Source organism: Rhizobium sp. No.120, from assembly GCF_054558365.1.
In genome coordinates, this window is record NZ_BAAJNQ010000019.1 from 43,272 (window position 1) to 62,856 (window position 19,585).

21 protein-coding genes are annotated in these 19,585 nt (G+C 58.7%); 12 read left to right on the top strand and 9 right to left on the bottom strand.

Features of this window, described 5'->3' with window-relative positions; genetic code table 11:
- Positions 1-28: 28 nt before the first annotated feature.
- The 6 genes from ACYJRZ_RS29270 to ACYJRZ_RS29295 form a co-directional block, all read right to left on the bottom strand.
- Entirely contained in the window at positions 29-1,315 is a 1,287-nt protein-coding gene (locus ACYJRZ_RS29270; RefSeq protein ID WP_459464669.1) for a DUF763 domain-containing protein, read from the bottom strand.
- A 108-nt stretch (positions 1,316-1,423) separates the two neighbouring features.
- The gene (locus ACYJRZ_RS29275; RefSeq protein WP_459464670.1) at positions 1,424-2,167 is read right to left on the bottom strand and encodes an aspartate/glutamate racemase family protein; all 744 of its coding nucleotides are present in this window, start codon (positions 2,165-2,167) and stop codon (positions 1,424-1,426) included.
- 4 nt (positions 2,168-2,171) lie between these two features.
- A complete protein-coding gene (locus ACYJRZ_RS29280) occupies positions 2,172-2,993 on the bottom strand; it encodes an ABC transporter permease (RefSeq protein WP_459464672.1) in 822 nt (273 codons plus the stop codon).
- A 1-nt stretch (position 2,994) separates the two neighbouring features.
- The gene (locus ACYJRZ_RS29285) at positions 2,995-3,906 is read right to left on the bottom strand and encodes an ABC transporter permease (RefSeq protein WP_459464674.1); all 912 of its coding nucleotides are present in this window, start codon (positions 3,904-3,906) and stop codon (positions 2,995-2,997) included.
- Between the two features lie 70 nt (positions 3,907-3,976).
- Complete coding sequence (locus ACYJRZ_RS29290) at positions 3,977-5,275, bottom strand: ABC transporter substrate-binding protein (RefSeq protein WP_459464676.1); 1,299 nt, start codon at positions 5,273-5,275, stop codon at positions 3,977-3,979.
- Between the two features lie 31 nt (positions 5,276-5,306).
- Positions 5,307-6,395, bottom strand: a complete 1,089-nt coding sequence (locus ACYJRZ_RS29295; RefSeq protein ID WP_459464678.1) for an ABC transporter ATP-binding protein — start codon at positions 6,393-6,395, stop codon at positions 5,307-5,309.
- A 266-nt stretch (positions 6,396-6,661) separates the two neighbouring features.
- Here ACYJRZ_RS29295 and ACYJRZ_RS29300 point away from each other — a divergent pair, with 266 nt between their 5' ends.
- Both ACYJRZ_RS29300 and ACYJRZ_RS29305 read left to right on the top strand, forming a co-directional pair.
- The gene (locus ACYJRZ_RS29300; RefSeq protein WP_459464680.1) at positions 6,662-7,375 is read left to right on the top strand and encodes a GntR family transcriptional regulator; all 714 of its coding nucleotides are present in this window, start codon (positions 6,662-6,664) and stop codon (positions 7,373-7,375) included.
- Between the two features lie 59 nt (positions 7,376-7,434).
- Positions 7,435-8,637, top strand: coding sequence for an amidohydrolase family protein (locus ACYJRZ_RS29305; protein WP_459464682.1), 1,203 nt, complete (start codon positions 7,435-7,437; stop codon positions 8,635-8,637).
- 32 nt (positions 8,638-8,669) lie between these two features.
- Here the strand turns inward: ACYJRZ_RS29305 and ACYJRZ_RS29310 are convergent, their stop codons facing one another.
- Both ACYJRZ_RS29310 and ACYJRZ_RS29315 read right to left on the bottom strand, forming a co-directional pair.
- A complete protein-coding gene (locus ACYJRZ_RS29310; RefSeq protein ID WP_459464684.1) occupies positions 8,670-8,804 on the bottom strand; it encodes a hypothetical protein in 135 nt (44 codons plus the stop codon).
- A 371-nt stretch (positions 8,805-9,175) separates the two neighbouring features.
- The gene (locus ACYJRZ_RS29315; protein WP_459464688.1) at positions 9,176-9,430 is read right to left on the bottom strand and encodes a hypothetical protein; all 255 of its coding nucleotides are present in this window, start codon (positions 9,428-9,430) and stop codon (positions 9,176-9,178) included.
- Between the two features lie 192 nt (positions 9,431-9,622).
- Here ACYJRZ_RS29315 and ACYJRZ_RS29320 point away from each other — a divergent pair, with 192 nt between their 5' ends.
- From ACYJRZ_RS29320 to ACYJRZ_RS29345, 6 genes are all read left to right on the top strand, one after another.
- Positions 9,623-10,318 carry a FadR/GntR family transcriptional regulator gene (locus ACYJRZ_RS29320; protein WP_459464690.1) on the top strand — a complete coding sequence of 232 codons (696 nt, stop codon included), beginning with the start codon at positions 9,623-9,625 and terminating at the stop codon, positions 10,316-10,318.
- Entirely contained in the window at positions 10,315-11,481 is a 1,167-nt protein-coding gene (locus ACYJRZ_RS29325) for a PLP-dependent transferase (RefSeq protein WP_459464692.1), read from the top strand. Before ACYJRZ_RS29320 ends, ACYJRZ_RS29325 begins: the two co-directional genes overlap by 4 nt.
- A 41-nt stretch (positions 11,482-11,522) precedes the next feature.
- On the top strand, positions 11,523-12,782 hold the full coding sequence (locus ACYJRZ_RS29330) for an ABC transporter substrate-binding protein (protein ID WP_459464694.1): 1,260 nt from the start codon (positions 11,523-11,525) through the stop codon (positions 12,780-12,782).
- Between the two features lie 90 nt (positions 12,783-12,872).
- Positions 12,873-13,808, top strand: a complete 936-nt coding sequence (locus tag ACYJRZ_RS29335) for a carbohydrate ABC transporter permease (protein ID WP_459464696.1) — start codon at positions 12,873-12,875, stop codon at positions 13,806-13,808.
- Between the two features lie 3 nt (positions 13,809-13,811).
- A complete protein-coding gene (locus tag ACYJRZ_RS29340) occupies positions 13,812-14,642 on the top strand; it encodes a carbohydrate ABC transporter permease (RefSeq protein ID WP_459464697.1) in 831 nt (276 codons plus the stop codon).
- Between the two features lie 4 nt (positions 14,643-14,646).
- Positions 14,647-15,705, top strand: coding sequence for an ABC transporter ATP-binding protein (locus tag ACYJRZ_RS29345; RefSeq protein WP_459464699.1), 1,059 nt, complete (start codon positions 14,647-14,649; stop codon positions 15,703-15,705).
- A gap of 22 nt (positions 15,706-15,727) precedes the next feature.
- Here the strand turns inward: ACYJRZ_RS29345 and ACYJRZ_RS29350 are convergent, their stop codons facing one another.
- Positions 15,728-16,873, bottom strand: coding sequence for a M24 family metallopeptidase (locus ACYJRZ_RS29350; protein WP_459464701.1), 1,146 nt, complete (start codon positions 16,871-16,873; stop codon positions 15,728-15,730).
- 218 nt (positions 16,874-17,091) lie between these two features.
- On the opposite strand from ACYJRZ_RS29350, the gene ACYJRZ_RS29355 reads away from it, so the two are divergent.
- The 4 genes from ACYJRZ_RS29355 to ACYJRZ_RS29370 all read left to right on the top strand — a co-directional run bounded on the left by ACYJRZ_RS29355 (position 17,092) and on the right by ACYJRZ_RS29370 (position 19,354).
- Positions 17,092-17,319, top strand: a complete 228-nt coding sequence (locus ACYJRZ_RS29355) for a DUF1127 domain-containing protein (protein WP_459464703.1) — start codon at positions 17,092-17,094, stop codon at positions 17,317-17,319.
- A 70-nt stretch (positions 17,320-17,389) separates the two neighbouring features.
- Positions 17,390-18,241, top strand: coding sequence for a helix-turn-helix transcriptional regulator (locus ACYJRZ_RS29360; RefSeq protein WP_459464705.1), 852 nt, complete (start codon positions 17,390-17,392; stop codon positions 18,239-18,241).
- The gene (locus tag ACYJRZ_RS29365; RefSeq protein ID WP_459464709.1) at positions 18,228-18,485 is read left to right on the top strand and encodes a hypothetical protein; all 258 of its coding nucleotides are present in this window, start codon (positions 18,228-18,230) and stop codon (positions 18,483-18,485) included. The genes ACYJRZ_RS29360 and ACYJRZ_RS29365 overlap by 14 nt, the downstream gene beginning before the upstream one ends.
- 257 nt (positions 18,486-18,742) lie before the next feature.
- Positions 18,743-19,354, top strand: a complete 612-nt coding sequence (locus ACYJRZ_RS29370) for a hypothetical protein (protein ID WP_459464707.1) — start codon at positions 18,743-18,745, stop codon at positions 19,352-19,354.
- Positions 19,355-19,585: the final 231 nt, after the last annotated feature.

A 19,585-nucleotide genomic window follows, 5' to 3' on the forward strand; every position in this document is an offset into this window, starting at 1 on the left:
AGCCGTTCCCTTCCGTCGAGGCCCTGGCTTAGCTCTTCGAAGAGCGTAGGCCGCCCTCGACACCCTCATTTCCCGCGTCCACGGGAGGTTCCCAGCCGAAGACGCTGCGGCCGCCATAGGAGAAGGATTTGTTGAATTCGCCGGCCACGATCTCCTTGAGATCGGGGCCTGTCACGTAGCGCTCCAGCATTCTCGATTGGTCATCCAGGCGCTTCAGCGCCGATAATTCCTCATCGCGACCGAGACGCCCTTTCCTGACCGCTGATTTCATCACGTTGATGGTCTCGTCATAGACCTTCAGCGGCACCGGAAAGGGATGCCGGTCCTTGCCGCCATGGGCGAGCGAGAAGCGCGCGGGATCGGAGAAGCGGCAAGGTGCGCCATGAACGATTTCGGCGACCATCGCCAAAGCCTTAACCGTGCGCGCACCGACGCCCGGCGTCAAAAGCAAATCCTCGAAATCCACTGGACCTCGATCCGCAGCCGCGGCGAGATTTCCGTGCAGGCGCCGCATGTTCACGTCTTCCTGACGCACATCGTGATGTGGCGGCATGATAAGATAGGGCAGCGTTGGTTGCGCTTCTTGCTTGCTGACTTCTGGAACTTTTCCCTCCAGGATATTGAATTCGCGGATGATTTTATCTGGCCCCAAGGAGGTAAGCAAATCCAGCTGACCGTTGCGGGAGCGGCCGGCGCGCCGATCGGCGAGATTGATGATCTCGCCCTGCTCGTGCCCTTCAATGGCTGCGTGCGGCGAATCCAGGAAGTTCGTCAAGCCCTCCGATAGCCAGTGATACCGCCGCGCTTGCCGCCGTTCGTCGCTCATGCCCTGCTGGATGACGACCCACTTGCCGTCATCGGCGACGATGAAGCCATGCAGATAGAGGTCGAAGCCATCCTGCACGGCGGCACTGTCCACCTTCGCGATCAGTCGGCTTTTCATGGCAAGGGATGCGCCGTCGATGCCGACGCGATCGCCAATATCAAGCAATTCGCCGGGCGTCTTGCGCGATTGCGCACCACGGCCGCCGCAGACATGGATGCCGAGTTCGCCGGAAAGCGGTGTCAGGCCACGCTTCAAGGCGCCGAGAACGCTTGTCGTGATTCCCGAGGAATGCCAATCCATGCCCATGACGGCACCGAAGGATTGGAACCAGAAGGGATTGGCGAGACGGCGAAACAGCTCGTCACGCCCATAATGCTGCACGATCGCTTCGGTGATGACAGCGCCCAGGCGCGTCATGCGGTCTCCAAGCCACCGCGGTACGCGGCCGCCATGCAGGGGAAGATCAGCTTTGCCGGCTCTCTGTGCCAAATCCACGACTCTCGTTCTTTACCGAGACATTGTAGTCCCGGCAGCGAAGATATGCCAATCGCAACGCTTAGCGATCAGTGGAGGTCGTACTGTTGGATTGTGATGAGATTAGGCCAATACCGGTGCCGGCGCAAAATCCTGCATTGCCCCGGAAAAAGGCTTGGGCAATGGGGAGGCGTAGGAACTGCGCTTGCTGGTGGATAGGCCCAGGGATACCAAAGCTTCGGCCTGCTTGACCGCTGCGGCGACACCATCCACGACCGGGACGCCGTAGATCGACTGCAGTTCTCTTGCGAGATCGGTCATCCCGGCGCAGCCGAGGACGATGGCTTCTGCTCCGTCTTCGGCAAGCGCGCGTTCGATTTCAGCCCTCAGCTTTCCGATTGCACTCGAAGACGAATCTTCAAGCTCGAGGACAGGGATATCGGAGGCGCGCACCTTTGCACGCGCGCCCATGCCATAGCGCTGGATGAGATTGTCGATGAGGATGCGCGAGCGTTCGAGCGTCGTCACCACGCTGAAGCGCTGTGCCAGGAAACCCGCGGTCGCGACAGCGGATTCACAAAGCCCGACGACCGGAACATCGCAAAACATGCGTGCGGCCTCTAGGCCGGTGTCGTCGAAACAGCAGATAATAGCGGCGTCATAGCCTTCGGACTGTCGCTCTTTCAGTTCGCGTAGCATGCCGGGCACGGCGATAGCGCCGTCGTAGTAGCCCTCGATCGAAGCCGGCCCCATCTTCGAGGTAGCGGCGATGATCTCCGTGCCGGGGCCTGCTACCGCACGCGCGGCGATTGCCGCCTTCTCCGTCATGGAAACGGTGGTATTCGGATTGATGAGCAGCAGGCGCATGATCTCAACTTTTCTTGGCTTGGCGACGGCCGAGCATGGTCATGACCGCAAGCGCCAGCAGGATAATGGTGAAGGAAAAGAGCGTCGTCACCGTTCCGAGCGCATAGAGTACCGGCGTCGTGACATTCGTCGTCATGCCGTAGATCTCCAGCGGCAGGGTATTGTAGGTGCCTGACGTCATCAGGGTGCGGGCGAACTCGTCGTAAGACAGCGTGAAGCCGAAGAGGCCGACGCCGATCAGGCTCGGTGCGATCATCGGCAGCACGACATGACGGAAGGTTTGCCAGGAACTGGCGCCGAGATCGCGGGCTGCCTCCTCATAGGCTGGCGAAAACCGATTAAAGACGGCGAACATGATCAGCACACCGAAAGGCAAGGTCCAGGTCAGATGCGCGCCGAATGCAGAGGAATACCATGCCGGCGCGATGCCGCCCTGCTGGAAGACGACGCCGATCCCGAGCGAGATGATGATCGACGGCACGACGAGGCTTGCGACTGTCGCATAGAACAGGAATGTCGATCCACGAAAGCGGCGACGGAAGGCAAGGCCCGCCAGCAGCGACACGACGACGGTCACGATCATGACCATCACGCCGAGCATGAGCGACCGCTGGAATGAGGCGCCGAAATCGCCCACCGCCTGCTTTTCGAAGAGATTGGCGAACCAATGCAGCGAGACGCCATTCAAGGGGAAGGTCAGGCCACCGTCCGGCCCCTGGAAAGACAGGATGATGACCGCCGACAGCGGACCGTAGAGAAACAGCACGAAAATCGTGAAGAAGATCGCCAGAACATAAAACTCCAGGCTGCGCTTTTCGCGGTTCATTCTAGAGCTCCTTGCGGATGTCGACGATGCGCAGAATGGCAGCGACCATCAGAAGCACGACGATCAGAAGCACGACCGCATTGGCGGCGGCGGCCGGATATTGCAGCAGCGACATCTGGTTCTTCATCATCAGCGCGATGGACGCGCTTTGGCCGCCCGACATGACCTGCACGGTGGAGAAATCTGCCATGACGAGCGTGACGACGAAGATACTGCCGATCGCCATTCCGGGCTTGGCAAGCGGGATCACCACATTCCACAGCACCTGCCATCCGGTGGCGCCGGCATCGCGAGCGGCTTCGAACAGAGAACGGTCGATACGCATCAGCGTATTGAAGATCGGAGTGACCATGAACAGCGTGTAGAGATGCACCATGGCCAGCACGACGGCGAAATCGGAATAAAGCAACCATTCGATCGGCTGCGGGATGAGGCCCATCTCGATCAGGGTCGAATTGACCAGCCCGTTGCGCCCGAGCACCGGTATCCACGAGATCATGCGGATGATGTTGGACGTCATGAAGGGCACTGTGCAGACCAGGAAAAGGATCATCTGCGTCGAGGTCCGGCGAATATGAAAAGCCAGAAAGTAAGCGACCCAGAAGCCGATAAAGAGCGTCAGCGCCCAGACAATGGCTGTAAATTTCAACGTGTTGAGGTAGGTTTTCCATGTAACCCACGAACCGAGCGTATCGGTATAATTCGTGGTCAGGAACGCCGGATAAAGGCCAGCGAAATCATAATCCCAGAAACTGACGATGCCGATCATCGCAATCGGCAACAGGAAGAAGAAGCCGAGAATGAGAAAGAGCGGCGTTGCCTGCAGATAGGAGACGGCCCAGCCGGGTACGGCAAATCCGCGTCCGGGCTTCTGAGTTTCCTGCTCCGCGTCCGAGGAAGCGATTGTCGCCATGGTCCGGCTTCTCCATTGATAGGATCCTCCCCCCGGTATCGGACGGGGAGAGGAAATGATCGATCGCAGCTTAGGCAGCGATGAATTCGTTCCAGCGACGAACCATGTAGCGGTCCTCGTCCATGACCGAGTTCCAGCAGGCGACTGCGCCCATGCGGGTTTCGAAGGAGCCGCCATCGCGAACGGCGCCGGCCTTCTCCATGACTTTGCCTTCCGGAGACAGGATATCGCCTTGCGCCGGCTTGCCTTCGATCCAGTAGCCCCATTCATCGGCCGACATGAAGTTTTTGGCCGTTTCCATGCAGGCGGAATAGTAGCCTTGGCGGTTGAGGTAACCGCCGACCCAGCCGGAGGTGTACCAGTTGATATACTCGTAAGCTGCGTCGAGCTGTGCGCCCTTGAGATGCGAAGCAAGGCCGAGACCACCGCCCCAGGCACGATAACCTTCCTTGAGTGGCTGGAAGGTGCAGGCAATGCCCTTGGAGCGGACGGCAGCGACCGCAGGCGACCACATGGACTGTATGACCACTTCGCCTGATGCCATAAGGTTGACGCTTTCGTCGAAGGACTTCCAGAAGGCGCGGAACTGGCCGTCGCCCTTGGTCTTGATCAGGAATTCGATCGTCTTGTCGATTTCCGCCTTCGTCATGTTGCCCTTGTCGGCATATTTGATCTTGCCGGCGGCTTCCATGATCATCGCGGCATCCATGATGCCGATCGACGGGATGTTGAGGATCGCGGTCTTGCCCTTGAAGGCAGGATCGAGAATGTCAGCCCAGCTGTTGATCGGACGGCCGGTGAGATCGGGACGAATGCCCAGCGTGTCGGCATTGTAAATGGTCGGAACCATCGTCATCCACTGCGTCGGCTCCTTGGCGAATTTCTTGGAGCCCTGCCCTTCGACGAAGCCGACGGTATGCGGCGCTGTGCCCTGCGCAATGACGCTGTCCGGCTTCAGCTTGCCGGTGATGAAGAGCGGCACGATCTTATCGTAATATTTCAGCTTCTTGACGTCCATCGGCTGCAAGACGCCGGTCGGGAAGACCTTCTTGGCGATCCAGTATTCGATGTCAGCGATGTCATAGCTGTTCGGCTGCGTCACCGCACGCTGGGCGGCGGCATCGGAATCGGTGGCAGTCATCTCAAGCGTAATGCCGAGATCGGCCTTGCACTTTTCAGCAATGGCATTGATGTTCGAAACGCCGGTACCGAACTGGCGCAGCGTGATATTCGATTGGGCCCAGATGGTCGGAAAGCCGGTGATCACGCCGGAGCCGGCCATGGTGCCGAGAGCGGCAGCGCCGGTCTTCAGCAACGAGCGGCGGGAAATGCCTTTCGTCGTCTTGGTAGTCTTAGTTTCAATCGTCATGTCAGTTCCCCTTTTTTAATGCTTCGGATTTTCATGCGGAGATACGGCCGAGAAGGATTGCATCCTCCTGAGCCCAACTCAGTGATACGGCATCGCCGACGGCGATTGACCTAGCAGCAGCATCGTCATTGCTTGCGATGACGGTGAAATCGTCGCTGCCGGCACCGATCACGGTGATCTTCAGTGTTGCGCCGCGATATTCGACATTGGAGACCACGCCGTTGAAGCCCAGTCCTTTGCCCGATGGCTGCGAAAGCCGAACGCGGTCGGTGCGGACCGCGATGTCAACGGCTTCGCCGACAGCGCGACCTGACCCTTTTACGGAGAAGCCCTGCCCTTCCGGCGCGGTCATGGTAATCAAGCCATCTTCGCTCGCCGTTATCCGCCCGGACAAGACGTTATGATCGCCCATGAAGCGGGCAACGAAGGCCGTTGCGGGGTGCTCGAAAACCTCGCGCGGCGAGCCCGCCTGCTCGATCCGGCCGTCATTCATGATGACCATGATATCGGCAAGGGCCATCGCCTCTTCCTGGCTGTGCGTGACATGGACGAAAGTGATGCCGAGTGACTTCTGCAGCTTCTTCAGTTCTGCGCGCATGCGGATCTTCAGAAAGGGATCGAGTGCCGATAGGGGCTCGTCGAGCAGCAACGCCTCCGGATCGGTGATGAGGGCGCGGGCGAGCGCGACACGCTGTTGCTGGCCGCCAGAAAGCTGGGCCGGACGGCGGGTGGCGTAGGCTTCCATCTGCATCAGCTTTAGCATTTCGAGCGCCTTTGTGCGGCGCTCTTCCCTGGCAACGCCCTTCATCTTCAGGCTGAAGGCGACATTGTCGATGAGGTCCAGATGGGGAAACAGCGCGTAGGATTGGAACATCATCGCCGTGCCGCGTCTGGCGGGCGGGAAATCAGTAACGACGGTATTGCCTAGCCTGATATCGCCAGAGGAAATCCCCTCGTGACCAGCAATCATGCGCAAGGTCGATGTCTTGCCGCAGCCGGAGGGGCCAAGGAAACAGCAATAGGAGCCCGCCGGTATCTTCAGGCTGATCGCATGGACAGCCGTGGTCGTACCGTAGACCTTCGAAACGGACACTATATCGATCTCTGCCGCTTTCGACATCATCTTCCCCTTTGGTTTGAGAAAGACACTGCATCAAACGTGCCAGTTTTGCTGCCGCCAACTAACAGACTGAAATTCCTAAGCTTTATCTGAGTGGTGAATTTTGCCTCTGTATAGGCAATTATGAATCTGCACAGGAAATAGGCTATTGTGCGCGATTTATGCAAAACATTGTATACATTTTCGATCCTTATTCGCATCAGATTTCGTTTAACTTCCGCGGGAAACCTGTCTATCATTGCAGCCAGTTACTCAGGCTACCGATCATGAATTCTTCAGCAGATGCGCTTTTGACGCCCGGCGACGCCAACGATAGCGGCGCGCAACAGATCCGCGAGGCCATTCGCGACGCGATCGTCGAGCGCCGGCTTGCACCGGGCACAAAACTGTCCGAGAGTGATGTTGGCGCTCTCTTCAATGTCAGCCGGACTCTGGCGCGTGCCGCCCTGCAGGCTCTTTCCTATGAGGGGCTCGTCAGCGTCGAGAAAAACCGGGGCGCTTTCGTCGCCTATCCATCGCCCGAGGAAGCCCGGCAGATATTCGCTGCGCGTCGTCTGGTCGAGCCCGGCATTGTGCGATCGGCAGCCGAACATATCACCGCGGCTCAGCTCGCACAGCTCCGGCAGCTCTTGGTGGAAGAAGGCCGTTTGATGGGAGAGCGCGGTCAATCCGCGCGCCGGGCCGAGATCAAGGCCTCGGGCGACTTCCATCTCCTGCTGGCATCGATATCAGGCAACCTCATCATGCAGCGCTTCATGGAGGAGCTCGTCGCCCGCTCCTCGCTGGTGATCGCACTCTACGGACAATCAAGCGCCTCCAGTTGCGGCCATTCAGAGCATGGCGACATCATCACCGCGTTGGAACGCAAGGACGTCGACACGGCCTGTCACCTGATGCTGCATCATATCGCGCATATCGAAAGCGATCTCGATCTACGTGAGCGCAAAAGCCTCGGCCTGAAAGAGGCCTTCGAGCGGTAAGACATCGGCCAGCCGGACGGTGCCCACAGAGCCGATGCTATCGATCTAAGGAGAGAAAATTGAGCACGATCGAAACCCTCTTTACCCGAGCCAGGCTTGCCGACGGCTCCCTCAAGGATATCGGCGTCGCGGAGGGGCAGATCGTGGCAATCACGGAGAGTGGAGCGCCGATCTCTGCTGCCGAGCTCATCGACCTTGAAAGCGCCCTCGTGGTGCCGGGCTTCGTCGAAGGGCACATTCATCTCGACACCAGCTTCTATGGCGATGCCTGGATACCCCACAAGCCTTGCACCAACGGCTTCGACGTCCATGAGCGTGTTGCCTTCCAGGCGCAAAACATGGCGCAAGCCGCACCGATGGACCAGAGAGCCAGAAACCAGCTTGACCTCTGCATTGCCAATGGCAGCACGCATATGCGCAGTCATGTCATGGTGGACGGCTCCGTTGGATTGAAATCGCTCGAGACCGTACTTGCCGTGCGTGAAGAATACCGCGGATTGATCGACATTCAGCTCGTTGCCTTTCCGCAAAGCGGCATTCTGAAAAGCCCCGGGACGCCTGAGCTTCTGGATCAGGCAATCGCCATGGGTGCCGATCTCGTCGGCGGGCTCGATCCTGCGAGCTTCGATCGCGATGTCGAAAGTCATCTCGATGTGGTTTTCGGCGTCGCCGAAAAGCATGGCGTCGATGTTGACATCCATCTTCACGACGGCGGCACACTCGGTCTTTTCACCGTCGAGCAGATCTGCGCTCGCGCCCGCGCACTCTCCATGGGTGGACATGTCGCGATCAGCCATGCCTACGGGCTTGGTGATCTATCGATGGAAGCGGCTAAGCGCGCTGCCGCGCTCATTGCAGAGAGCGGTGTCTCCATCATGACCAACGCACCCGGTGCCCATACCTTCCCGCCCGTCGCCCTGCTTCGGGCTGCCGGTGTCACCGTTTTCAGCGGTAGCGACAATATCCGTGATTCCTGGTGGCCCTATGGTGATGGCGACATGCTGGGCCGCGCCATGATGATCGGCTATCGGTCCGGCTTTTATACCGACGACGAGTTGAAGACCGCCTTCGATGTCGTGACAGAAGGCGGCGCCAAGGCCCTGCGCTTGGAAGGCTACGGCTTGAAAATCGGCGCCAAAGCCGATTTCGTTACCCTGAAGGCAGAGCACATTCCCGAGGCCGTCGTTGCAGTGCCGAAAGGACGGGCAGTCTATAAGGCAGGCAAGCTCGTGGCCAGAGATGGGATCGTGCTGCGGCGCTGATCAAGGACCAGGACTCCGAATCGGCAAGCCTGCTAGTGCTTCAACTCTTGCTCGAATTTTTCGATCTGCTGCAGGACCCAGGGATCATCGCCGGAATGTTGGAGCATTTCCTGTTCCGGCTGCTGCTTGCGACAAATCCAATCGATGAAGGCACGAAGCAGGCGCATATGGATATCCGAGGTTCTAAATGTCTGCAAGGCCCGGCAACCTCGCTCGGAAGCGGTGGAAACCGGGCCTCGACGACCGCAAGGCGTTGCGGTGGTTGCCTTTTTGCCCGCACGAAAATGAATGCTAGCTGAATAGATTGCACGGCACGATGGTTTTCTCCGATCTTTGCAGCCAGTGGGAGAGCGCCTGCAAATCAATCTCGTTTCACGAATGAAGAGCTTTTTTACTTAAGCGTACCGCTATCGGCAAAACTGGCCTAGTCGGGAGAGAAGGCGACCGTTAGACAAACGGCGTCGCTTCCGATTTCCCCGGAGCGGCACAAGCTTAGCCTCGCCTGTGCGGGGCTTTTTTCTTTTCTGGATATGCTTATTTAGCGCCGTGGTTCGCCGCCCGGTGCATAAACCGTATCCTGCTCGAAGGGAAACACCGAGCCGCAGCGGCAGCGGATCATGTGCTTGCGAGGATCGGGCGACGGCCGCTCGGTGGAAAAGCCGCGCGGCATCTGGTCTATATTGAAATCGCGGTTTGCGGCACGGCGCTCATCCGTTTCGGAAACCTCGGCAAAGCCGGTGTGCTCGCATTTCGCACATTCCAGCTTCCGTGAATATCGATCTCTTGCCGCCATTCTTTTCCTGCTCGGGGACTCACAACAGGCTTCTTCTATCAGCGCCGGCAATGGTCTTGAAGGCCGCAAACAATTTTCATGGCCGCTCTCCAAGCCCCTTAAAAATTTAAGGCCACAAAAATGACCATGCCAAGAAAAAGAGATTGACCTGATGCCAGATGTCAGACCAATTTACTGTCCATGACGAAACCCATGCTTACTCCTCTTCCATCCATCGATCGGACGCAGCAAGTCATCGAGGCGCTGTCGACCTTCATCGAATCATCGAAGTTACAGGCCGGCGATCGGCTTCCGACCGAGCGCGAGCTGATGGCTGCGCTTTCGGTGGGACGCTCCACTATTCGCGAGGTAATCACCTACTTCCAGGCGCTCGGGGTCATGGAGACGCGCAAAGGCAGCGGCACCTACCTGCTGAAGCCGGTTTCGAAAGCGACGATCCATATGCCGCTTTCCTTCAACCCGTCACACCTGCGCGATGCGCTGTTGCAGACGCTCGAGGTCCGTCGCGGCATCGAATGTGAAGCCGGCATGGTGGCTGCGAGAAAGCGAACCGACGAAGATCTCGTCATCATCGAAGAGAAGCTCAACGCGATGGAGCGCGAGCATATGGCCAAGGGCACATCCGGACCCGAAGACCTTGCCTTCCATCTTGCCGTCTATGACGCCACGCATAACCCATTGTTCCGGCAGCTTCTCGAACAGATGCGAGAAACCTTCGAACGCTTCTGGGAGCATCCCTTCGACCGGCAGGATTTTGCCCGCCGGTCCTTCCCATATCATCGCACGCTGTTCAACGCGATCGCCGACCGGGATCCCGAGGCTGCGCGCGCCGAAACATTGAAAATTCTCGACGTGGTCGAGGAAGACATCAAGGAAATGTCCAAATGACTGACGGGTTAGAGCCGTTCGAACTTGCCTCCCTGATCACCGCCCATGATGACGGCAACTTCGCCGATGCCGTAGTGCCGCCGATCTTCCAGACCTCGCTTTTCACCTTCTCCAGCTACGACGAGATGATCGCCTCCTATCGCGGCGAAAAGGTACGCCCGACCTATACGCGCGGCCTCAACCCTACCGTACGCCTGTTCGAGGAAATGGTGGCGAAACTCGAGGGCGCGGAGGATGCACTCGGTTTTGCCAGTGGCATGGCGGCGATCTCGTCGGCCGTTTTAAGCTTTGTCGAGCCGGGCGACCGTATCGTTGCAGTTAAGCACGTCTATCCGGATGCCTTCCGCCTTTTCGGCACGGTCCTGAAACGCATGAAGGTCGAGGTGACTTATGTCGACGGCCGCGACGAGGAAGCCGTCGCCAAGGCGCTTCCCGGCGCAAAGGTCTTCTACATGGAAAGCCCGACGAGCTGGGTCATGGAAGCGCATGACGTGGGTGCGCTTGCCGCACTTGCAAGGCAGCATGGCGTCGTGTCGATGATCGACAATAGTTGGGCCACCCCCTATTTCCAGCAGCCGTTGAAGCTTGGTGTCGATCTCGTCATCCATTCCGCCTCGAAATATCTCGGTGGGCACAGCGACGTGGTCGCCGGCGTCGTCGCGGGCTCAAAGGAGATGATCGCGCGACTGAAGGCCGAAGCCTATCCCTATCTCGGCGGCAAGCTCTCGCCCTTCGACGCATGGCTCTTGATCCGCGGCCTTCGCACGTTGCCGATCCGCATGAAGGCACACGAGGCGGCAGCCTTGACGATTGCCAAGCGGCTGCAGGAGCTCGATGTCGTTGAACAGGTCTGTCATCCGGGGCTTGCGAACCGACTGCCTGCCGGCTTGAACGGGACTTCAGGCCTGTTCTCTTTCATCTTCCGCGAGGGCGTCGACGTGCGTGCATTCGCGGATCGCCTCAGGCTCTTCAAGCTGGGTGTGAGCTGGGGCGGCCATGAGAGCCTGATTGTGCCGGGCGAAGTCGTGCTGCAGCAGAAGGCGCAGCCGAATTCGGCGCATAGCTTCGGCATTAATCCGCGCTCGGTACGTCTCCATATCGGCCTCGAAGGAACCGAGGCCCTATGGAAGGAACTCGAGGAGGCGATCGCCGCCGCCTCGTGAAGTCGTCAATCTGAGAGGAAAACCTAAAAGGGGGAACCAACATGAAAAGACTGATATCAGCAGCACTCTTTACCGCCTTGATGGGCGGTACCGCTTTTGCCGATACGACGCTTAAGCTCGTGGAAGTCATCACGAGCCCGGAGCGCACCGAGACGCTCAAGTCGATCGTCGCCAAGTTCGAAGCCGTCAACCCGGGCACCAAGGTCGACATCATTTCCCTGCCCTGGAACGAAGCCTTCCAGAAGTTTGCCACCATGGTTTCGGCCGGCGACACGCCCGACGTGATGGAAATGCCTGATACCTGGCTGTCGCTCTATGGTAATAACGGCATGCTCGAAAGCCTCGAGCCTTACCTCGCCAAATGGGAGCATACGAGCGAACTGACGCCCCGTGCGCTTCAGCTTGGCCGGGATGTCAAGAACACCGCCTATATGCTGCCCTACGGCTTCTATCTGCGCGCCATGTTCTACAACAAGAAAATCCTGAAGGACGCGGGCATCGCAGAGCCGCCGAAGACGATGGATGAATTCGTCAAGGCATCCGAGGCCATCTCCAAGCTGCCGGGCAAATACGGCTACTGCATGCGCGGCGGCCCGGGCGGTCTCAACGGCTGGATGATCTTCGCCGCCTCCATGGCCGGCGACAACAAATATTTCAAGGATGACGGCACATCGACGATGAACAGCCCCGGCTGGGCCAAGGGCATCGAATGGATGGTCGATCTCTACAAGAAAGGCTATGCGCCGAAGGATAGCGTCAACTGGGGCTTCAACGAAGTCGTCGCCGGCTTCTATTCCGGCACCTGTGCCTTCCTCGATCAGGATCCGGATGCGCTGATCGCCGTTGCCGAACGCATGAAGAAGGACGATTTCGGTGTCGCGCCGCTGCCGAAGGGTCCCGATGGCAAATCCTTCCCGACCATTGGTTATGCCGGCTGGTCGATGTTCTCGACCAGCCAGAACAAGGATCTGTCCTGGAAGCTGATCGCGACTCTCGAGGGTAAGGAAGGCAATCTCGAGTGGAACAAGAAGATCGGCGCCTTGCCGGCCTATACGGCCGCGGAAAAGGACCCCTTCTACGCCGGCGATCAGTTCAAGGGCTGGTTCCAGGAACTGGCCGACAAGGACACCGTTCCCACTGTCATGCCGACCTATCTCGAGGAATTCGCGTTCTTCAAGGATTCACTCGCCATCAAGACCTCGCAGCAGGCGCTGCTCGGCGATATCTCGGCGAAGGACCTCGCCGACCAGTGGGCCGATTACCTGACCAAGGCCCAGCAGAAATTCCTGGCCAAGAAATAGAACGCACATGCGGCGGCGGAGCGATCCGCCGCCATCTCTGCCCAATTGAAACAGACGGCGTTCGAACGCCGCGAATGGGAACTCTTGCAGATGACTTCGATCACCGACACGCTCGACAGGCGTCACGACCGCAGGCCGTGGCTGAAGCGCCTCGCCGACGCCTCGGAGCCCTATCTCTACAGCGCCCCTGCCCTGATCCTCATCATCGCCGTGATGCTGGTGCCGCTGGCAATCGGCATTTCCTATGCCTTTCGCGATATTCAATTGCTCAATCCGTTTTCCGGCGGCTTCATCGGCCTGGAACACTTTCGCGATCTCTCCAAGGATAAGGCCTTCTACTGGGCACTGAAGAATACACTTTGGTGGACGGGCGCTTCCGTGGTGCTGCAGTTCATCTTTGGGCTGATCCTGGCACTTCTGTTGGACAAACCGTTTTTCGGCAGATCGATCGTCCAGGCGCTGGTATTCCTGCCCTGGGCCGTTCCGTCTTTCCTCGCCGGCCTCAACTGGTCCTGGCTGTTCAATCCGGTCATCGGCCCCATCCCCCATTGGCTCTATGCCATGGGTCTGATGAGTGAGCCGGGCAATATCCAGTCCGATCCGAAATATGCGATGTGGGGGCCGATCATCGCCAATGTCTGGTGGGGCATTCCCTTCTTTGCCATCACCCTTCTGGCTGCTCTACAGGCGATCCCGCGCGATCTTTATGAGGCGGCTTCGATCGATGGCGCTGGCTGGTTCGAGCGCTTTCGCTCGATCACGCTTCCCTTCCTGGCGCCGACCATCGCCATCACGGTCCTCCTGCGAACGGTCTGGATCTCCAATTTCGCCGATCTGATCGTCGTGATGACCGGCGGCGGTCCGGCCGACCGCACACAGATCGTCGCCAGCTACATCTTCACCCAGGCCTTCAAGCGGCTGGATTTCGGATATGCCTCGGCCATCGCCCTGGTGCTGCTCGTCCTTCTCCTCACCTATTCCATGCTGATCATCCTGCTGCGGCAGACCCTGCTGAACAAGGATTGAGCCATGAGACGATCCATCATCCCCACCATCGCGCATCGCCTGGCCATTCTTTGCTACGTCGTCTTCGCGCTCTTCCCGCTCTTCTGGCTGTTGAAGGTTTCGGTGACGCCGAACGATTTGCTATATACCGAAGGCGTACGCATGTGGCCGTCGCGCACCACTTGGGAGCACTATGCTTTCGTGCTGCAACACAGCGACTTCCCAACCTTCTTCAAGAACAGCCTGATCGTCTCCGCCTCGACGGCGATCGCGGTGACCATCTGCGCGTCGCTCTCCGGCTATGCTCTCTCGCGCTTCAATTTCCGTGCCAAATACTGGATCGTGGCGCTGATGCTGCTGACGCAGATGTTTCCGCTCGTCATGCTGGTCGCGCCGATCTTCAAGATCCTGACGCCGCTGCATCTGACCAACAGCCTGACCGGCCTCGTTATCGTCTACACGGCTTTCAACGTACCCTTCGCGACCTTCCTGATGCAGTCCTTCTTCGACGGCATTCCGAAGGATCTGGAGGAGGCAGCCATGATCGACGGCGCGACGCAGTTTACCGCCTTCCGGCAGATCATCCTGCCGCTGACCCTGCCCGGCATTGCCGCAACGCTCGGCTTCGTCTTCACGGCGGCATGGAGCGAGCTGCTCTTTGCGCTGATGCTGATCAATGGCAACCAGGCTGCGACCTTCCCGGTCGGGCTTCTCACCTTCGTCTCGAAATTCTCCGTGGATTTCGGGCAGATGATGGCGGCCGGCGTCATGGCGCTCATTCCAGCTGCGCTCTTCTTCCTGCTCATCCAACGCTATCTCGTGCAGGGTCTCACGGCCGGCGCGGTCAAGGGTTAGTCATATGGCATCGATCGATATTCAGAACGTCAAGAAAGCCTACGGCCATGTGCAGGTGCTGCATGATATCGACCTCAGGATCAAGGATGGCGAGTTTGTCGTTCTTGTCGGCCCTTCCGGATGCGGCAAGTCCACCTTGCTTCGGATGATTGCCGGCCTCGAGGATATTAGCGGCGGCGAAATCCGCATTGCCGATAATCGTGTCAACGAGCTGCATCCGAAGGACCGCGACATCGCCATGGTCTTCCAGTCCTATGCGCTCTATCCGCATATGAATGTTGCCGGCAACATGAGTTACAGCCTGCGGCTGCGGAAGGTGGCCAAGGATGGCATTGCCAAGGCTGTCGCGGCTGCGGCATCCAAGCTCGGCCTCGATCCGCTGCTGGAGCGCCGGCCGAAGGCGCTTTCCGGTGGCCAACGCCAGCGCGTCGCCATGGGCCGGGCGATCGTGCGCCAGCCGAAAGCCTTCCTCTTCGACGAGCCGCTGTCGAATCTCGACGCCCGCTTACGAGAACAGATGCGCGCGGAAATCAAGAAGTTGCATGGCGATCTTAAAGCGACCTCGATCTATGTGACTCACGACCAGATCGAAGCCATGACACTGGCAGACCGCATCGTTGCGATGCATGGCGGTGTCGTGCAGCAAGTGGGAAGCCCGCTTGAACTCTATGACCGCCCCGCCAATCTCTTCGTCGCGGGCTTTATTGGTTCACCCGGCATGAACTTCCTTGATGCGACTTACGAGGGCAATGCCGTCAAGCTCAAGGATGGCACGCTCGTTTCGCTTCCGGAGCCGCTCGAATTGGCAACCGCTGCGAAAATCACGCTCGGTATTCGGCCTGAGCATGTCGTGTTGTCGTCCAATCCGTCCGACATGACGGCCAACGTCGAACTCATCGAACCCACCGGCTTCGGCATCATCCTGCATCTTTCGCTGCACGGGCTCCCGTTCAAGGTATTCACCCTGGATCGCACTGCCCTGAGCACGGGAACGCAAGTAAACGTCTCCTTCCCGGCGCAGCATCTGCATGTCTTCGATAAGGATGGAAGAAGGGCGGCTTGACGGCCGCCCAGTCTGAAAACTCTCAGTTCGCAAACGGCTTCGTTGGTCCGCTGGATGGTTGCGTAAACCAGTGCGGACCGTCCGTCGTCATGTAGATGTGGTCCTCGAGCCGAACGCCAAATTTCCGCGGAAAGACGATCATCGGTTCGTTTGAGAAGCACATGCCGGGCGCGAGTTCCGTCGTGTTGCCGCGAACAATGTAAGGCTCCTCGTGAATTTCCAGACCAAGGCCGTGACCGGCGCGGTGCGGCAGTCCCGGCAGCTTGTAGTCGGGACCAAGCGAGTGTCTGGCGAGTACAGCACGGGCCGCATCATCCAGGCTGGAGCAGGCAGCGCCCAGCTTCGCCGCGTCGAAAACGGCCTGCTGCGCCTCGCGTTCGATCGCCCATGCATCCTCGAAGGCGCTATCCCCGCTCTTCAGCTTGTAGGTCCGCGTCAGGTCGGAATGATAGCCGTCGATGCGGGCACCCGTATCCACAAGGATGACGTCGTCTTCGCCAAGCGTCTGATCACCGTCTGCGCCGTGCGGCAGGGACGTGGCTTCACCGAAGGACACGATGCAGAACGTCGAGCCGCCATCGGTACCCGCCTCGCGATGCCGCCGGTCGATGAATTCGACGACTTCCGACGCGCTAATTCCCGGCTTGAGCAAGGCATGAGCCTGCCTGTGTACGTCCAGCGTCAGGTTCATGGCATATTGAATGAGCGCGATTTCGGCCGGAGACTTGATGCGGCGCAGACCGTTGATGATCGGCCCGCCATTCGCCAGTCTTTCAGCTCCAAGCTCGGCGGCAAGCGCGTTGTAGAAGTAAAGCGGCATCTTGTCGTCGAGCGCCAAAGCGCCCTTATCTCCCAACAAGCGGGCGATAAGTGCCGCGCTGCTTTCTTCTTCCTGCCATTCGAGAATTTCGGCCGGCAGATGCGGCAGGGTTTCTACCCTGCTGCGCTCGAAGCCCGGCACGATGTAGTAGAGCTCTGTCGGCGTCACCAGCGCCCCGAGAAACCGCTCGCTGGCGTGCCAGACGAGTCCGGTGACGTAGCGGAGGCTTTCGGTCGGCCCGAGCAGCATGCCGGCCAATCCCCTTGCATCAAGCAGCTTTCGAAGCTTTGAAAGGCGCTGTTGTCTTTCCTCCGCAGTGATCCGGGGTACTGGGTGTTGCCACGACATTCCTACTCTCCTCAATAATCGGCCCCCTGCCGTCTATCGTCACGGTATGCGGGGCGGTGCCCACACTATCGCTCCCGCAAGCAATATGTCGACAACGAAAATACAAATACATCGCTCCCAAAAAGTCGCGACCACGTTCGATAGCTAAATTATTTGACAGCGCGAATACGGCTCCGATGGTTCACTGCTCCCATCGAAGCAACCGATGGAGTATCGCCATGCAAGCCACCAGCATCATCACTTCTTCCGCACAGGCCCGCGCCTTCCGCAAGGCTCGACGCTCGTCTTTCTCTCCCCTCCTGGACCTTGTACGTATGCTCGCACGAAAGATGGCCGAGCGCAGGAACCGAAATGCGCTTCTGGAACTGTCGGACGATCAATTGAAGGACATTGGCCTTTCCCGCGGCCAGAATGGCAGCGATGTCCATATTTATAGCCGCTACTAAAAAGATGGCGCAGAATGTGCTAAGCTTTGCTGATGCGGCGGTCGTTAACGCCGGGATGGGGAAGTCCGGCATGTCAGAAATTACGACCGCCTTACTGCTGAAGACGAAAACCGTCCTCATCCGCGATATCGTCTGCAACGGCGAATGCCGGCATAAGAGTAGTGAGGAATGCGCCCACAAGACGAGCCTCGTCTATCCCTATCGTGGCGTCTTCAAGCGCCACGTCGGCCAGAATGATGCCGTTGCGGAAGCAAACCAGGTGCTGTTCTTCAATAAGGGACAGGGATATCGGATCAGTCATCCTGTTGACGGCGGCGATTCCTGTCTCGATTTCAGTATAGACGAAAGCGTCCTTCACGAGCTCGCGCCGAAAGAACAGGTTCAGTCCGGCGGAAGCGTCATCTTCCATCGGCAGCGCCGACGCATAGATCCACGCGCGCAGGCGCTCGTGGCGATGCTTCGCCATGGGCTCAGCCGCAATATAGCTGAGGACCTTGAGGGCGAAACGCTGGCATTGACCCTGGTGCGTCGCTCTCTCGGCGAGCGGACGTCACATGCGGCCGGCGCAAGTTCCGGCCGGCAGAAGCTCGTCGATCGGGCAAAGCTCGTTCTGTCCTCCGATCTTGCACGACGCTGGACGCTTGCGGAGATCGCCAGGGACGTCGGCGTTTCGCCCGTTTATCTGACGCAAGTCTTCCAGCAGGTAGAAGCCATTCCGCTTTATCGCTATCAGCTGCGGTTGCGGCTGGCGCGAGCGCTCGATCTCCTCGGCGCCTATGACGACCTGACCATGCTCGGGCTCGATCTCGGCTTTTCCAGCCACAGCCATTTCAGTGCCGCATTCAAACAGACCTACGGGCAGACGCCGGCGGAATTTCAGCGTTCGGCGCAATTGAAGCCCAAGCGTTATGCGGTTCGCTAAAGATTCTGACAGCGCCTATCTGGCGATCGATGCTTTCATGATCCTGCCCCAGCAAGGGGAGCAATCGGGAAAGGATCACGACATGAAGAAAACAACATGTGCTGCTTGTGACTGTGAACTCGGCGCAGAGACCATCAAGGTCAACCTTGGCGGCAAATCGGTCGAAGTATGCTGTGAGGAATGTGCGACTGCCTTGAAAGAAGCCAGGCAATCGATGTCAGCAACTTCCGGAGCCACGGAATAGCGGACACCATGGGAGAGCTCTCATCAAACAGAAGCTCTCCCATCTGCAAGCTGCAAACGGCCGCTCCTATTTGTATGACATCGGTGCGTGAAATTAAGGCGATAATAGAGGAAATTGTAATAAAGTATTGCCGCTGGCCCATCAGCAAAATTCATTCGCAACATTCCCCTCGCGGGAAAAACTCAGAAATATAGCGACGTATTGCATTCATACGCGCATTCTAGCCTTCAGCAGTTGTCATAGCGAAGGCATTGATCATGAGAAAACGACTTATCGCTGCTGCATTGGTTGCAACGGCAATTAGCGGTGCAGCCGCTTCGGCTTATGCTGCAGGTCCGGATGTCGCACCCGACCCACAAAAGCCTTTAGAAGCCCAGATTACGCAGCCAGATCCAGCTGGTCCGCCGCCTGACGGTTGGGTTTTCCGGGGCCATCATCCCGAAGAGCCAATAATGGGCTTCGGCGGCGGCATGCCAATACCGCCCGGTTTTCCGCGCGGGCCGAATCCCACCATGATGATTGCCGGCAAGTTATCAGCGCTCGAAACGCTCATCGGCGTCCGCGGCAATCAGCTCGACGCATGGAGGGATTATACCGGCGCTCTGATCGATCTTCTCACCCCTCCGAGGCATGAGTCGCCCGAGCAGCCAGCTGCCGACGGGGTTGCAGCTCCCCCGCCCCCCGTCGCCGAAGGCCAAGTTCTGCTTTTCGGAGAGCACCTGGCCGATCACATGCTGGATCGCGCTGCCAAAGCCAAGGTTCTGAAGGATAAGGCTGCTGCCCTGCGCAACGTGCTGAGTGCCGATCAGCTTGCCAAGCTGGAAGATGCTGAGCGATCGCTCGTTGCAGGCCCGCGCCCATTCCATTGATCAATGACGAGAAGGGCTTTCGTACCGAAAAGCCCCTCCACCTTGTCATGACAGACCATTTCCTCTCCGCCTCCAACCAATTGAGATCCCCCCGGACGCCCCAGCTGGTTGGAAGGAGCGGCCCATAAGTGGGCCGGATGGTCCGGGAGCGCCCCGCCCGGCGCTCCCGGACCAATGGCGTGTGAGCACAGTGGTCGTTATTCAAGAAAAACGATGGCTTCGATAGATCCC